General features: G+C 62.0%; 11 protein-coding genes. 4 read left to right on the top strand and 7 right to left on the bottom strand.

What is annotated here, in order from left to right; all coding sequences use genetic code 11:
- Window positions 1-332: 332 nt before the first annotated feature.
- Both EFD56_RS21135 and EFD56_RS21130 read right to left on the bottom strand, forming a co-directional pair.
- Window positions 333-1,313 carry an SDR family oxidoreductase gene (locus tag EFD56_RS21135; protein ID WP_126906164.1) on the bottom strand — a complete coding sequence of 327 codons (981 nt, stop codon included), beginning with the start codon at window positions 1,311-1,313 and terminating at the stop codon, window positions 333-335.
- A gap of 154 nt (window positions 1,314-1,467) precedes the next feature.
- Complete coding sequence (locus EFD56_RS21130; protein ID WP_126906163.1) at window positions 1,468-2,025, bottom strand: DUF308 domain-containing protein; 558 nt, start codon at window positions 2,023-2,025, stop codon at window positions 1,468-1,470.
- 140 nt (window positions 2,026-2,165) lie between these two features.
- Here EFD56_RS21130 and EFD56_RS21125 point away from each other — a divergent pair, with 140 nt between their 5' ends.
- Window positions 2,166-2,747 (top strand): TetR/AcrR family transcriptional regulator, encoded by a 582-nt coding sequence (locus tag EFD56_RS21125; protein ID WP_126906162.1) that lies wholly within the window; start codon window positions 2,166-2,168, stop codon window positions 2,745-2,747.
- Between the two features lie 207 nt (window positions 2,748-2,954).
- Here EFD56_RS21125 and EFD56_RS21120 read toward each other — a convergent pair whose 3' ends face one another.
- Together EFD56_RS21120 and EFD56_RS21115 are read right to left on the bottom strand one after the other, a co-directional pair.
- Window positions 2,955-4,937 carry a CHASE2 domain-containing protein gene (locus EFD56_RS21120; protein WP_126906161.1) on the bottom strand — a complete coding sequence of 661 codons (1,983 nt, stop codon included), beginning with the start codon at window positions 4,935-4,937 and terminating at the stop codon, window positions 2,955-2,957.
- Window positions 4,937-8,695 (bottom strand): FecR domain-containing protein, encoded by a 3,759-nt coding sequence (locus EFD56_RS21115; RefSeq protein WP_126906160.1) that lies wholly within the window; start codon window positions 8,693-8,695, stop codon window positions 4,937-4,939. The genes EFD56_RS21120 and EFD56_RS21115 overlap by 1 nt, the downstream gene beginning before the upstream one ends.
- A 130-nt stretch (window positions 8,696-8,825) precedes the next feature.
- Here EFD56_RS21115 and EFD56_RS21110 point away from each other — a divergent pair, with 130 nt between their 5' ends.
- On the top strand, window positions 8,826-9,365 hold the full coding sequence (locus tag EFD56_RS21110) for a Pycsar system effector family protein (RefSeq protein WP_016733485.1): 540 nt from the start codon (window positions 8,826-8,828) through the stop codon (window positions 9,363-9,365).
- Between the two features lie 60 nt (window positions 9,366-9,425).
- Here EFD56_RS21110 and EFD56_RS21105 read toward each other — a convergent pair whose 3' ends face one another.
- Window positions 9,426-9,914, bottom strand: coding sequence for a RidA family protein (locus EFD56_RS21105; protein WP_126906159.1), 489 nt, complete (start codon window positions 9,912-9,914; stop codon window positions 9,426-9,428).
- Complete coding sequence (locus EFD56_RS21100; protein WP_004675531.1) at window positions 9,908-10,633, bottom strand: SDR family NAD(P)-dependent oxidoreductase; 726 nt, start codon at window positions 10,631-10,633, stop codon at window positions 9,908-9,910. The genes EFD56_RS21105 and EFD56_RS21100 overlap by 7 nt, the downstream gene beginning before the upstream one ends.
- A 187-nt stretch (window positions 10,634-10,820) precedes the next feature.
- Between EFD56_RS21100 and EFD56_RS21095 the strand changes: the two genes are divergently transcribed.
- Together EFD56_RS21095 and EFD56_RS21090 are read left to right on the top strand one after the other, a co-directional pair.
- Window positions 10,821-11,723, top strand: a complete 903-nt coding sequence (locus EFD56_RS21095) for a LysR family transcriptional regulator (RefSeq protein ID WP_126906168.1) — start codon at window positions 10,821-10,823, stop codon at window positions 11,721-11,723.
- A gap of 105 nt (window positions 11,724-11,828) precedes the next feature.
- Window positions 11,829-12,605 (top strand): DUF1194 domain-containing protein, encoded by a 777-nt coding sequence (locus EFD56_RS21090; RefSeq protein ID WP_126906158.1) that lies wholly within the window; start codon window positions 11,829-11,831, stop codon window positions 12,603-12,605.
- A 111-nt stretch (window positions 12,606-12,716) separates the two neighbouring features.
- On the opposite strand, the gene EFD56_RS21085 is transcribed toward EFD56_RS21090, so the two are convergent.
- On the bottom strand, window positions 12,717-13,406 hold the full coding sequence (locus tag EFD56_RS21085; protein ID WP_126906157.1) for a VOC family protein: 690 nt from the start codon (window positions 13,404-13,406) through the stop codon (window positions 12,717-12,719).
- Window positions 13,407-13,524: the final 118 nt, after the last annotated feature.

The following is a 13,524-nucleotide window of genomic DNA, read 5'->3' as shown; positions in this document are numbered from 1 at the left end:
TCGAGCGAAGACATGGCGACGGAGATGCTTGCTGAGGCACGAGTTCAAAACCCCGGGATGACACGCATCTCCGTCGCACAGCCGCATTATACAGCAGCGGCAACGTACAAGGATGAGGGGCGCTGGAGGATGCCGTGCCCGATGAAGGCAACGCCAACGAGAGCCTCATCCTGAGGTGCCCCGCAGGGGCCTCGAGGGCGAGGCGGGTGCGCTGAGAGTCGATGGATGCAAGGAGCAACGTTGGAACATGTTCGAGGCTCCGGCCTATGGCCTGCGCGACTCAGGATGAGGGAGGTTGGTGGATGCCGCGCCAACGCCACAATAGCCTCATCCTAGCCGAGTGCACTTTGCTCCGTGCAAATCTTGTCGATCAAGGCATCAAGCTCACCTCTCGGCGGACGGCTTTTGGCCAGGCGCTGTTTGAGGTGCATGATCGGCTCGGCGAGGATTTCGTCCAGGCTCTCGGCGCATGTGAAGTCGCCGGCCACGCGCTTGACCTTCGAATTGTCGAAGATCGCGGTCCAGGCCTTGTCGCCCAGGAGCGGGCCAACCCATTCCGGATTGTATTTGATCAGCGCATCCGTCGGCACGTGGACGATCTTCGCCTCGACGCCTAGCAATCTGGCGATCGTCTTCTGGATATCGTCCCAGATGTGGGCGCGGTCGGAGGTGATGTGGAAAATCTCGTTCACCGCCGCCTGCTTGCCGAAGAGGCCGACGAAAGGCACGGCAAAATCGGCCGAGCGGGTCAGCGTCCAGGGCGTGTGGCCGTCGCCCGCCACGATGATGGGCTCTCCGTCCAGCAGGCGTCTCGCCATGATGTCGCTGTCGCCCATCATCATCGGCAGGCCAGTGCGAACGGTGTGGCTGGGACGCACGATCGTCCAGGCGAGATTGTCGGATTTCTTGAGTAATTCCTCGCAGGCGATCTTGGCCTGACTGTAGGGCCAGTACGGATTGATCGCCGGGGTCTCCTCGGTGATCACGTAGTGACGCGGCGGTTTTTCATAGACTGAAGCCGAGGAGATGAATATGTACTGGCCGCACTTGCCAGAGAAGACCTCGATGTCACGCGCGATCTGATCGGGCGTGAAGGCGATGAACTGGCAGACGACATCATAATTGACCTTGGCGAGTTCTGCGTAAGCGCCCGATCCGAGTTCGCCGACGATCGAACTCACGCCCGCAGGCAGGGGGGCGCTTTTCAAGCCGCGATTGAAGACGCTGACATGGTGGCCCGCGGCAACGGCGCGCTCGACGCAGGGATATGAGATCTGGCCGGTGCCGCCGATGAAGAGAACGTTCAAAGCCATAGGCGTGACCTCGGGATCTGTGGGTGGGATCAAGGATGGCCCTTCATAGCGCGAAAGAAGGTGATCGTCTCCGCAAATCTCGTGCACCGCGACCGTCGGAGCTTCGTCGTTTCGACGGCGACAAATGGGGGCGAACTTGCCGCCGTCATGGCGCTTATGCCTGTGCCTTGCGGTAGGCTGCGGCGACAAGCCAGAGCGAGGAAAGCAGGAAATAGAAGGCGCCGAAGCCTGCATAGGGAACAATGTCAAGAATCGTCGGCGATGCGGCGCCGAAAGACCAGCTGATCATGAAGGCGCCAGCAAGCGCCGATTGCGCACCGCTGAGGATCATCACCCATTGGGCGCCGTAGATGCGCCAGCGCCTGACACCTGTTGAGAGTTGCAAGAGCCCGGAAAGGATCGCCCATGCCCCGAAGACGGCAAGGACGGCATAGTTGCTTTTGCCGAGGGCGATGACGACGGCGAGTGTGGTGATGGTGCTGACGACGACATTCAATGCCTGCGAACGGTTGGCCTTGAGGCCGCCATTGACGCGGGCGTCGACGAGGTTGGCCGCGGCATCCCACAGCGGATAGATCACCAGCAGGAAGGCCGCAAGGTTCGCTTGCCCGCCCGAGAGAATGGCGGTGGCAATCCAGATCAGAGAGAATGCGGCGCGCGTGAAATAATAGGATCGCAGCCAGTTGGGCTGGGGAGAGGAATTGTCTTGCATCGGCAGGGGCTCCTTGGTTTGTCTACCTACTAGTAGGAAGATAAATACCTCGAGTCAACGCGTCGCCCGCACACCTCATTGTGAGCAAGAGGAATGCCGCAAGGGCTTGACAATCTGCCTACCAAAAGGTAGGCGACGTCATGAAATCAATGGCTTCCACCTCCGATAAAATTCTCGACGTCGCCCAGTCGCTCATCGTGGCGGGCGGCTATAACGGCTTCAGCTATGCCGACATCTCGGCCGCGATCGGCATCCGGAAGGCGAGCATCCACCACCATTTTCCTGCGAAGGCCGAGCTGGTCGCGGTGCTGGTGGACCGTTACGCCAGGCAGGCGGAGGCGGGTTTGCAGTCTTTGCGCGAGCAGGCGGCAAGCCCTGTCGATCAGCTGCAGTTCTACGCCAATTACTGGCGTTCCTGCATCGAGAACGCGGCGCAGCCCTTCTGCGTCTGCGCTATGCTTGCCAGCGAGATGCAGATGCTGCCCGACGAGGTGGCATCACGCGTTCGTGCCCATTTCCGAAATCTTGCTGCATGGCTCACCTCGGTGCTGCAGGCCGGCGTCGAGCAGGGCCTGTTCCAGCTCGACAAGCGGCCGGAAGAGCAGGGGCAGATGCTGATGGCCTCAGTTCATGGGGCCATGCTCTCGGCGCGGGCTCTGGGCGATCCCGGATTGTTCATCGCAGTGGTTGCACCTGAGATCGCAAGGCTGCGGGCCGCATAACGATCTCCTCTCCAATCTGGAGGATGCCGCGCCGAGGCCCAAGAGAGCCTCATCCTGAGGCGCCCCGCAGGGGCCTCGAAGGACGAGGCGGGTGTGCCGGAAGTTATGGATGCAGGGGGCAACGCTGCGGCGTGTCCTTCGCACCTCATGATAAGGAGCGTTGGGAGGGGGCCGCGCCCAACTCATGGGTCGCGAAATGCTGTTCCGTCACTCCCCACCATCGCCAACCAGCGCATCCCGCACGATCATATAATAGCCGGCAAGCTCCGGAATTTTTGCTGCCAGCGTGTCGAAAACAGGATCGGATGGCGCAAGCGTGCCGGCATATTTCGCCTCGATAAAATCCTCATGCGCGGCCAGCGCCTCGGCATCGGCCTTATGCACGACGGTGTAGATCGGCGAGGGCACGGTGCGGCCCTTGACGATGATGCGGTCGAGTTCGATCACCGTGTAGTTCACGGCGACCAGTCTTGCGGTTTCCTCGCCGAGCAGCAGCGCCACGCCGTAATTTTTCGAGGCGCCTTCGAGGCGCGAGGCGAGGTTGACGCTGTCGCCGAGGCAGGAATAGTCGAAGCGGCGGTTCGAGCCCATGTTGCCGACGATGCATTCGCCGGTGTTGATGCCGACGCCCATCTTCAGGACGTGCGGCTTGCGGCCGAGTGCCGCCGCTTCCCGCTCCAGCTGGTTATTCAGCCTCGAGATCGCCGCCTGCATGGCGAGCGCGGCGCGCACGGCGTGCAGTGCATGGTCGGGATCGTCGAGCGGTGCATTCCAGAAGGCCATGATGCAGTCGCCCATATATTTGTCGATTGTGCCGCCGTGATCCATCACGACGTCGGAGAGCGGCGTCAACAGCCGGTTGATCAGGCCGGTCAGCTGCTCCGGATCGTCCTTCAGCGTCTCGGCGATGGTGGTGAAGCCACGCACGTCGGAAAACAGCACCGAGAGGGTGCGCCGCTCGCCGCCGAGCTTCAGCTGCGACGGGTCGTTCGACAGGCGCTTGACGAGATCGGGCGAAATATATTGGGCGAAGGCGCGGATGATCTGGCGCTTGTTGCGGCGCTCCTCGGCAAAATCGAAGGCGGCCTGACCGAAGACGACGGAGATATAGGCGACGGTCGGGCCGAGCGGCGAGACGAAGACATGGCCGAGCCGGATGCCTGCAAAGCTGACGGCCGCGAAGGCGAGGAGGGCGGCCGCGCTGGTCACGATCGTCGGCCATCCGGTCGAGCGCCAGACGGTCAGCGCCGCAAGCAGCACCGAGATCAGGATGCAGGCGGCGACCGCCGGCAGGTGCGCTTCGCGGATCGACAGGCCGTAGCGGATATTATCGTAGATCGTCGCCTGGATTTCGACGCCGGGGACGAGCTTGCCGGTGTGAACTGTGTAAGGCGTGGCGAAAGCATCGACGCCGCCCTTGTCGATCTCAGGTGCATTCTGCAGGCTGAGGCCGACGAGCACGACGCGGTCCTTGAAATAGCCCGGCGGCAGCAGGTTCTGAGGATCGAGCGCCTGGTAATAGGAGACCGTAGGATAGCTGCGGGCCGGGCCGAGGGACTGGATCAGTCGCCCGGCCGGCAGGATCTCCGTCGCCGCCCCCGAGGCCTTGGCCAGCATGGCGGCAAAGCCGTCCTCATAGCCGGGAATGCGGCGGAAGATGCCGTCACCGCTGAGATCGATCGAGGCGATGCCGGTCACGGCACCCGCGTCGGTCAACGCCGGCAGCGGCGTGGCGCGGATCAGCTGTGAGGCCTGCGGCGTCTCGATCAGCGTTTCATCGCCGGCAAGCACGACATCGGGACCGACCGCCTTGGCGATTGCCGCGTCGTTGCCTGGGTTGGATGGCTCGGCCATGATGATGTCGAGGCCGATGACGCGGGCGCCGGCCGCGCGCAATTGGCTGACAAGTTCGGCATGCAGGCTGCGCGGCCAGGGCCATTGCGCGTTGATATCGGCGAGCGAAGGCTCGTCGATCGCGACGATGATGGGGCCGTCCTTCGGCGGACGCGGATCGTCGACGGTCGAGAGATAGTCGAAGCTTCTGAGTTCCAGCAGCGACCAGGCGGGCAGGCGCGACAGAAGCGAGATGGCGACCAGCACGCTGAGCGACAGCACCAGCAGCCTGAGGCGGCGGCTTCCGGCCTGACCGCCGTCCAGCCCGGCCTGCCGAGGCTTGTGGTCCGCCCGCATCAGAAGCGGACTTTGAGCGTGCCCTTGAAGGCGCGGCCCCAGCCGGGCACGCCGGGCGTGATCTCGAAATCTTCGTCGAGCAGATTATAGGCGGCGGCCTCGAGTTCCATGCGCTTGTCGAAGGGTTCCCAGACGAGGTGGGCGTCGAGGCTCCAGTAATCGTCGAGTTTCGTGCCGAAGCGATCGCCGTCGCGCTCGCCGATGTAGTTGGCGGCAACGGTTGCCTTGACCTTGGCCTCGTTGACCCAGGTCAGCGCAATCTGCCCGGAATTCTGCGGTATGAACGGAAGGGGGCCGCCATAGATCGGCTCGAGCGGATCCCTGTTCTCCGAATCCATATAGGCATAGGTGGCCGAAAGACCGAATCCGTTGCCGAGCGCGACATTGGCGGTGACGGCGGCCCGATCGATGCTGCCGCGCGAGATCGGCAGGCTGGTATCCGAGGGAAGCGAGATCAGCGGAAAATCGACCGAGAAATCATGCAGTTCCTGATGCTGGTACTCGACCGAAGTGAAGAAGCGGTCGGTCCATTCGGCATCCCATTGCAGGGCGGCCGTATCCGTATAGCCCCGCAGATTGTTGGAAAACTGATTGGCCTGCAGTCCGAGTATGCCGATCGGAGCAAGGGTCGGCACGGTAGTATCAAAGCTTTGCCGCATGAAGGCGGCACGCAGCCAGTGGTTTTGAATCGGCGCCCAGGCGAGGCCGAAGCGCGGCTCCAGCCGGCTGATATCGATGCCGTCGCCCTCCAGGCGCGTGGCGAACAAGGCGTATTCGCCCTTGAGATCGGGCGTGATCTCGTGCAGCACATCAACATAGGCGCGGCCGATATTGATAGTGTTGCTTGAGGTGTTCGGGCCGTCGACGAATCCTGGGATTAATGGGAAGCGAGGAACGAGTTCATAAGTGCGGGAGAAGACGGTCGTGCTGAGGTCGCTCCAGCCGCCTTCGATGCCGTACCGCCAGGTCAGCGGCCCGTTGCCGATGGAATGGCTGAGAGCCCCGATGTAAGTCTTGGAGGAGGTGTCCTCGGTTCCGTCTGCGACAGGAATGATGTCTGGATCGGGCAGCGGTATAACGCGGGCGTCGTCGACCTGAAGAGAGGTTGTCGTCTTCGACCTGATCCCCGAATAGAAGAATGCACCATTCAATATGTTTTCATAGGCAAAGGTGTGGCTCCAGCCAATGCCGGCATTGGTGATCTCGTTGTCAATATCGCGGCTGACATATTCCGGCAATACTGTCGTCGTGAGCGGAATACCTGCCAAATTGAACAGGTCCGTTAGCGTCGTGCCCTGCGTCTGCGCGCTTAGCGCTCCGTCATTCTTGCCGTGGTTCACGAAGGCGACTACGCGATCATCAGGCGTGACCGTTGCCGTCAGATAACCGTTGGCGCTCAGCAGTTTGTTGTCTGTCTGAACGCCGCCGAAATCCCGGAAATCGCGATCAAGCGCCAGTTCTTCCCAGCTCAGATTGCCATAGAAGCTGATCGGGATCGTCTCATTGGAATAGCCTTGGATCTCGGCTTCGCCGATCCGCCTGGTATGGCCATCGATGCTGTTGATGCCGCCGCCGACAGAGCCTTCGATGAAGGGAACGTCGAACAGCGTTGCCGAGCGAGAACGGCCCGACAGCATGTGCGGAGAAATCAACAAGCCCTGGATGAAGGATGAATAGCTCGACGTGTTGCCGCGGTTCTGGATGACATTGTCATCACTGAAGCTGGTCGCGTTGACGAAAGGAAAGATGCTGCCCTTGATTGACTGATCGATGTAACCGGTGCCCTTGAAGGGATCAAAAGTGGCATCGCCATAATAGCGGCCCCAGGCCTCCAGACCCTGCAGACGAAAGGCGTTATTCAGCGTCGAACCGGCACTCGCGTTTGCGCCGAGCGAGCTGTAATCGCCCCCGCGAGCGCGCGAGCGGCGCAAGTATTCCTGCGCATTGCGGATCGCGCCGTCGGCATCGTAATCGTCAATATCGACGGCGGTGCGGAAGGCCGAGATAGCCGGGTCGTTGTTGTCGAGCCGGTCGGCATTGTCGAGCGCCTGCTGGGAAGGGATGCGGTCACCTTTTTCATAATGGGCGGCGGCGAGCATCATCTGCGATTGCGAATGCGCGGGGTTGGCGGTGCTGGCGGCGAGCAGGTCTTCCAGCGCCTTGTCCCTCTCGCCACTTTGCAGGTAGTAGCGGCCGCGGACAAGCAGTGCGATGTCGAAAGACGGATCGAGGGCGATCGCGGTATCGATCTCGCGCTTGGCTTCCTTCATGCGAGATTGATCAAGATAGAGCATAGCGAGGTTCGCGTGCAGCAGCGGGTCCTGCGGATCAAGCTCGATCGCCTTCTTGAATGCCTTTTCCGCTTCGCCATTGGCATCGCGTGAACTCTGCAGCAGGCCGAGAGAATTCAGCGCGCCCGAGTCGCCGGGAGCAAGCTCGATGGCATGATTCAAATCAGCGAGCGCGCCGTCGATGTCGCTTTCATAGGCTGCCTTGTATTCGGCGCGGGCGGAGAGAGCCATCGGATGATCAGGATCGAGGGCCAGCGAGCGTTCTATCGCTTCTTTCATCTGCTGGCGGTCGTCGATGAGTTGCGCCAGCTGGGCGCGAACCGCCGGCAGGGTCGGATCGTCGGGATAGCGCCGTTCCGCCTTTTTGATGATCTCGAGCGCTGCACGCGGGTTTTCCAGAAAGCCCGCCGTGTAAGCCTGCATGATGGCGCCATAGGGGCCGGTAGTATTGGCCGGCGGCGCTTCGGAATGGGCGGGATCGGCCAGCGAACGGGCGAAATAGCCGCCATATTGCGCCATGTTGCGGCGTGTCGGGTCAAGATGCGGCAGGGCTTTCTGGAAGAGCTTGGCGGCATCGCCGTAGCGCTTTTCGGAGCCGGCAATGGTGGCGTCGAGCAGGTCGACGCGGGCCTGCTGAGCGACTGTCAGCTTGCGGCCGCGAATGTTCTGCAACGTTGCAGCTGCGGCCTGCCGCCCGTCGAAGGCGCTCTGCACTTCGGCAAGTTCCAGCCAATCTTCGATGCTGCGGCGCTCCGGCGGCAGCGCCAGCAGGCGGCGGCGCTCGGTCGCCATGCGGTCGGCCCGCAGCGGCGAGGTCGGCATCAGGCCGAAACCGTCGCGCAGGTCGAGATAGAAGAGCATCTGTTCGCGGTCGTCGGGATTGACGCTGATGAGCTTATGCGGCGCCTGGCCGATGGTGGCGACCGCCCCTTCGCCCTGGTTCACCTCGACGCTGCCCTGCGGGTTGCTGAGGGCCACGCGGCCTTCGAGCACGATCATCGACGTCTGATCGCCCTTGACGGTCATGGTCCAGTCGGTGCCGCGGATGGCGGCGGCCGCTGCAGGCGTCTCGACCGTCAGGCCCTGGCCGCCGCGCTCGGCGCGCGCCCAGATGGTGCCGGTCTGAAGCTCGAGGGTCGTATCGCCGCTCGCCGCCATCTTCTTGACCTGCAGCGACGAATTGCGGCCCAGGCGAACCTGGGTGTGATCGGAAAAGACGATGGCGAGCTGGCCGTTGGCATTGGTGCGCAGCACGTCGCCGGTCAGAAGATCCTGATGGAGGTCGACGACGCGCCAGTCCGATACGTCGATGAAGCGGACCTCCTCGCCGGTCTTGCGGGCGATGACCGAGCCGGCGACCGGTGTCGGCCGCTGCACGGGATCGGCCATCGCCGGCAGCGCGAAACCGGGCACGGCAAACGCCAGCGCCATCCCGATGCGACAGATGTTATTGGAATAACCCCGCATGACCTTGACCCCATACCCCGCTTCCCGTTTGTCCGTGTAGGATGAAAAAGTCAAGCGCGTTGCACACGTGTTCTTGCTTTCGTCGCAAAGTGTAATATCAGGGAAACACTTTAGGGGATGGAGTATTCAGGTGAGCGAATTCGAAAATGCCACGGAGGTTATGCTGAGCAGTCCGTCGAGCGGAGACGTCAGCACCGAGTATTTCGACCACATCAAGAAAATCAACGACATATTTTATGATCAGATCAAGATTTCCGACCAGAAGGCCGCTTATATCTTTACTTTCATGCTCGCCTTTTTGGTGAGCTCTAGCGAGGTGAGGGCGGTCTTCAGCCTGGCCCGTTATATCGGGGGCGCGCCGGGAAGCATTCTGTTTTCGGGCCTGCTTGCCGCAGCCTCGGTCTTCTCCATCCTCTCGGCCATCCTCGTCGTGCTGCCCCGTCGTCTGGGCACTTCGACCTCGCTTTTCTGGGGCGCCTGGCCGAAGCACCGCGACCTGTTTTTCGAGGCGGCGCTGCGGCGCGACGAGCGCTATCTATTCGACCAGTATCTTGAAAATGCCGAGATTCTTTCCTGCATCGCGCGCAGCAAATATCGCTGTGTGACATTCGCCTTTCGTGGATTGATGGTGAGCGTCGTTGCCTATGTCCTGCTGTTGGCGGCTGGGTGAGAGCTGACACTCTCCTATTGAGGCATAGGGATGGGGCGCGCTGAGGCGCCCCTTCCGTCGTCACTCCTCGACCTCGAGAACGAGTTCGATCTCGATCGGCATGCCGAGCGGCAGGCTGGCGACGCCGAGGACGACACGGCCGGAGAGCCTTTCCTTGCCGAAGACCGCAAGCAGCAGTTCGGACGCGCCGTCGGCGACCCTGGGATGGTCGCGGAAATCGCCTTCGGTAGCGATATAGACGCCGAGCTTGACGACCCTCACGACGCTATCCAGCGAGCCGAGATAATCCCTGGCGGCGGAAAGCGCGCTCAGCGTCGCCGTCTCGGCTGCCTTACGGCCCTCTTCCGATGTCAGCGCGCCGCCGACACGGCCGATATAGCGGGGCTTGTGGCCGACGACCGGCAGCATGCCGCTGAAGAAGATGAGATTGCCTGTTCTCGTTGCCTCGACATAGGCCCCAAAGGGTGTCGGCGGCGGGGGAAGGGTGATGCCGAGTTCCTGCAGCCGCCGTTCCGCGCCGGCTGCCTGCGCTTTTTCATGGTTTACCATTTGCCCAGATGTGCGCCGCCATCGACGTGCAGCACCTCCCCGGTGACGCGCGGAGCTTCAGTGAGGAAGATCACCGCGTCGACGATTTCATCGACATTCGAAATGCCTGCCATCGGCGACAGCGTCCTCAGGAATTCCTTCGGATTATCCTTGTGCAGGGGCGTGTCGACGACGCCGGGGGCGACCGTGTTGACACGGATTCCCTCGCTTGCATATTCCATCGCAAGGTTCTTCGAAATCGCGTCGATGCCGCCCTTGGTCATCATCGCCACCGAAGCGGGAAGACCGGCGATCGGATGGTCGATCAGCGGCGTCGTGATGCTGACGACGCTGCCCCCGGTCTTCTGGGCGAGCATCTGCCTGATGACCAGCTGCGTCAGGTGCAGGAAACCTTCGAGATTGGTCGACGAGAGCTTACGGAAGTCGGTCATCGTGTAATCGACGAACGGCTTGGTGAAGAAGATGCCGGCATTGTTGACGAGCGCGTCGATCGAACCGAACCGGTCGATCGCGGTTTTGGCGACGCGGGCCGCTGTTTCGGCCTCGCCGATGTCGCCGTCGACCACCGCCAGCCTGTCGGAAGCCTGGAAAGCATCCGAAGCGCTGACCTGACGCGAGGTGGCAACAACGTTGTAGCCGCGCTCGACGAAGGCGTTGACGAGGCCTGCTCCGATACCCTGGGAGGCGCCCGTGACGATGACAGTCCTTTGCTTGGTCATGTTGAACTCCATAATCTGGTTCGGGCAACGCGGGCCTGGCAAGGCGGGTCGCTCGAGATGGGGCCACTGCGATCGCGCCGCCATCGGGTTGTTGATTGTTTTCGCAAGGTGAATATGGCGAAACCCGCATTGCTCGATTAGATAGAAATATCTGGATTCTCTTTTGCATCAGTGCAAAAATGGCGGCATGGCCGATCTCAACGACATCGCCGTTTTCGTGAAGGTGGCGCGATATGGCAGCTTCAGCCGCGCCGCCCATTCGCTCGGCATGCCTGTCTCGACCGCCAGTCGGAAGGTGACGTCGCTGGAAGAGCAGCTCGGTGTAACGCTCATTCAGAGGACGACCCGCAAGCTCAGCCTCACCGCGCAGGGCCGGGCCTATTACGACAGGTGCAGCGAGCCGCTCGCCCATCTGCTCGACGCCGAGCAGGCGCTGACTGAAACGCAGAGAAAGCCGGAAGGCCTGTTGAAGATCTCGGTGCCGGTCATCTTCGGACAGGAGGTCTTCTACGAATTCATCTCCGATTTCCTGAAGGCCTATTCCGAGATCCAGATCGATCTTTTCGTCACCAACCTGTTCCTCGATCTGGTCGCGGAGAATATCGATCTCGGCATCCGCTTCGGCGAACTCAAGGATTCCACCATCGTCGCGCAGCGGCTCGGCAAGAGCGTGCGCTATCTGGTCGCCGCGCCCGGCTATCTCAGGGACAGGGCGCTTCCCACGAACCCCGAGGACCTCAAAGACCATCGATGCGTGCTCCTGAATGGGCGTAACGGTGAAGCGGAATGGCATCTCATCAGCGGCCGCAAATCGGTTGACGTGCGCGTGTCGGGGTCGGTATCGAGCCGCGATTTCGATGCGGTCAGCGCCTTCACCTATCGCGGCCATGGCATCGGCCTGCTGCCTTCGACCTATTGCGACGAACAGATCGAAAGAGGCGCGCTCATCCGCGTGCTGCCGGACTGGTCGTCGCCGGAAATCTTCGTGCACGCCGTCTATCCCACCCGCCGCTTCCTGCCCCTGCGCCTGCAGGTCTTCCTCGATGCCCTGAAGGCATGGAAAAGTCCTTTGTGGCTGCCGTTGCATTGAGGGGTGCCATCACCGAAAATTGAAGCCCAGCGCTTGGCTGTGCGTCCGGCCCCGATCAAGCTGTGGTACAGTCTGCCGGCTTGAGAATGGCGCGGGGATCTGCCGATGCTGACGTCGCTTGCGGTGCTCATGGGTCTTTCCGGTGTCGTGCCGACGGCGCAGGCTGCGGCAAACGAGGTCGACGTGACGTTGGTGCTGGCCGTCGACACTTCGCGGTCGATGGATTTCGAAGAGATCGGCATCCAGCGCGACGGTTATGTCGAAGCGCTGAAACACAAGGAATTCATCGACGCGGTGAGGGGCGGGCTCACCGGCCGCATCGCAATCAGCTATTTCGAATGGGCGGGTTATGTCGTCCAGGGTTCGGTGATCGACTGGCAGGTGATCGCGACGGAGCAGGATGCGATCGCCTTTGCCGACAAGATCGACGCTCGGCCGACCGCCACCCAGCGACGCACGTCGATCTCCACCGCGATTACCCAGGGCGTCAGCATGATCATTGCCAGCCCCTTCCGCGGGAGGCGGGAGGTGATCGATGTTTCCGGCGACGGTCCGAATAATTCCGGCAATCCCGTCACCCCCGTCCGCGACAAGGCGGTGGCGTCAGGCATGGTCATCAACGGCCTCGCCCTCATGCTGCGGCCTTCCGACGCGCCTGACGGGCTGGACAAATATTATGCCGACTGCGTCATCGGCGGTCCCGGCGCCTTCGTGCTGCCGGTCCGCAAGATCGAGGACTTCGCCGTCGCCGTGCGCCGCAAGTTGGTGATGGAGATCAGCGGCCTGTCTGCCCCGGCAACGGTGCAGCCGATCGCCGGCACGGAGCCCGCCACGGACTGCCTGATCGGGGAGAAACAGTGGCGGGATTTTTTCGAGCGGTGATGCCAGCGGGCCGAGGCTCCGCCTTTGGCTGGCGCGCCTCTGGATGAGGGACGCCAGAGGATGCCGCTCCCATAGGGGGCGTTAGAAAACCGCAAGTGTTGTTGGACCCACCTATAGCGGCAGTTCCTTGCCGGCCTGTTCGCTAACCATATATTCGGCATACCAGTCCGGCCAGTTCTCGTCGTGCTTGCCGCCGTTGCGTTTCTCGTGTTCGCCGTGGGCGGCGGCGGCGCGGCGCAGGGCAGACGCCAGGTCGCTCGACGTGGAGAAGGCCGTCTCGTCGGCATCGATGCGTCCCGGCAATCGCGTGGTGACTTCCTGGAACAGCCAGCCGTTGCCGTCGGGATCCTTGAAGGAAGCGAAGGAGCGGTAGCTGCGATGCTCGGGATCACGGCCGGCGATCCTCAGCCGTCCGAAGAGATAAGGTTCGTCCTTGCCGGCATAGACGCCTGATGCGTCATGAAACACGTCGCTGACCTCGACGCCGCGGGCGATGAGATCGCGGCGGGCGGCGTCGATGTCGGAGACGACAAGATAAAGGCCCTGGGCGGAGCCGGGCGCCGCAGCGGTGATGTTCTTGCCGAAGATGATCGCGCAGCCGGAGCCCGGTGGCGTAAACTGGATCACCCGGAAGTCGGCATCATTGGTGAAGTCGGCGTCGAGCCGCCAGCCCAAGCCGTCATAGAAACGTTTGGCGCGGTCGACATCGGAGACGGGGATGACGACCACCTCGAGCTTGGTATCGACAGGCCGCGTTTTCGGATTTTCGACGGGGGGTTCACTGCGCATTGCATTGCTCATCTTCAGCTCCTTGAGGTTTGGACGCATTAAGAATGGCGATACATGTCGGGCTCGAGTGGATCACAGCGCGGCGAGGGCGTCGAATCAATTCTTCCGTCTGGGGTGGCGGGTATCGGCG

The sequence above is a fragment of the Rhizobium phaseoli genome (genome assembly GCF_003985125.1).
GTDB lineage: Bacteria > Pseudomonadota > Alphaproteobacteria > Rhizobiales > Rhizobiaceae > Rhizobium > Rhizobium phaseoli.
This window is presented reverse-complemented; position numbering and strand designations above follow the sequence as displayed.

Excerpts from the sequence above, each read along its gene's own strand:
- EFD56_RS21135 (WP_126906164.1), bottom strand. The coding sequence starts at position 1,313 with ATGGCTTTGAACGTTCTCTTCATCGGCGGCACCGGCCAGATCTCATAT.
- EFD56_RS21095 (WP_126906168.1), top strand. The coding sequence starts at position 10,821 with ATGGCCGATCTCAACGACATCGCCGTTTTCGTGAAGGTGGCGCGATAT.
- EFD56_RS21130 (WP_126906163.1), bottom strand. The coding sequence starts at position 2,025 with ATGCAAGACAATTCCTCTCCCCAGCCCAACTGGCTGCGATCCTATTAT.
- EFD56_RS21105 (WP_126906159.1), bottom strand. The coding sequence starts at position 9,914 with ATGGTAAACCATGAAAAAGCGCAGGCAGCCGGCGCGGAACGGCGGCTG.
- EFD56_RS21120 (WP_126906161.1), bottom strand. The coding sequence starts at position 4,937 with ATGCGGGCGGACCACAAGCCTCGGCAGGCCGGGCTGGACGGCGGTCAG.
- EFD56_RS21115 (WP_126906160.1), bottom strand. The coding sequence starts at position 8,695 with ATGCGGGGTTATTCCAATAACATCTGTCGCATCGGGATGGCGCTGGCG.
- EFD56_RS21100 (WP_004675531.1), bottom strand. The coding sequence starts at position 10,633 with ATGACCAAGCAAAGGACTGTCATCGTCACGGGCGCCTCCCAGGGTATC.
- EFD56_RS21085 (WP_126906157.1), bottom strand. The coding sequence starts at position 13,406 with ATGAGCAATGCAATGCGCAGTGAACCCCCCGTCGAAAATCCGAAAACG.
- EFD56_RS21125 (WP_126906162.1), top strand. The coding sequence starts at position 2,166 with ATGAAATCAATGGCTTCCACCTCCGATAAAATTCTCGACGTCGCCCAG.
- EFD56_RS21090 (WP_126906158.1), top strand. The coding sequence starts at position 11,829 with ATGCTGACGTCGCTTGCGGTGCTCATGGGTCTTTCCGGTGTCGTGCCG.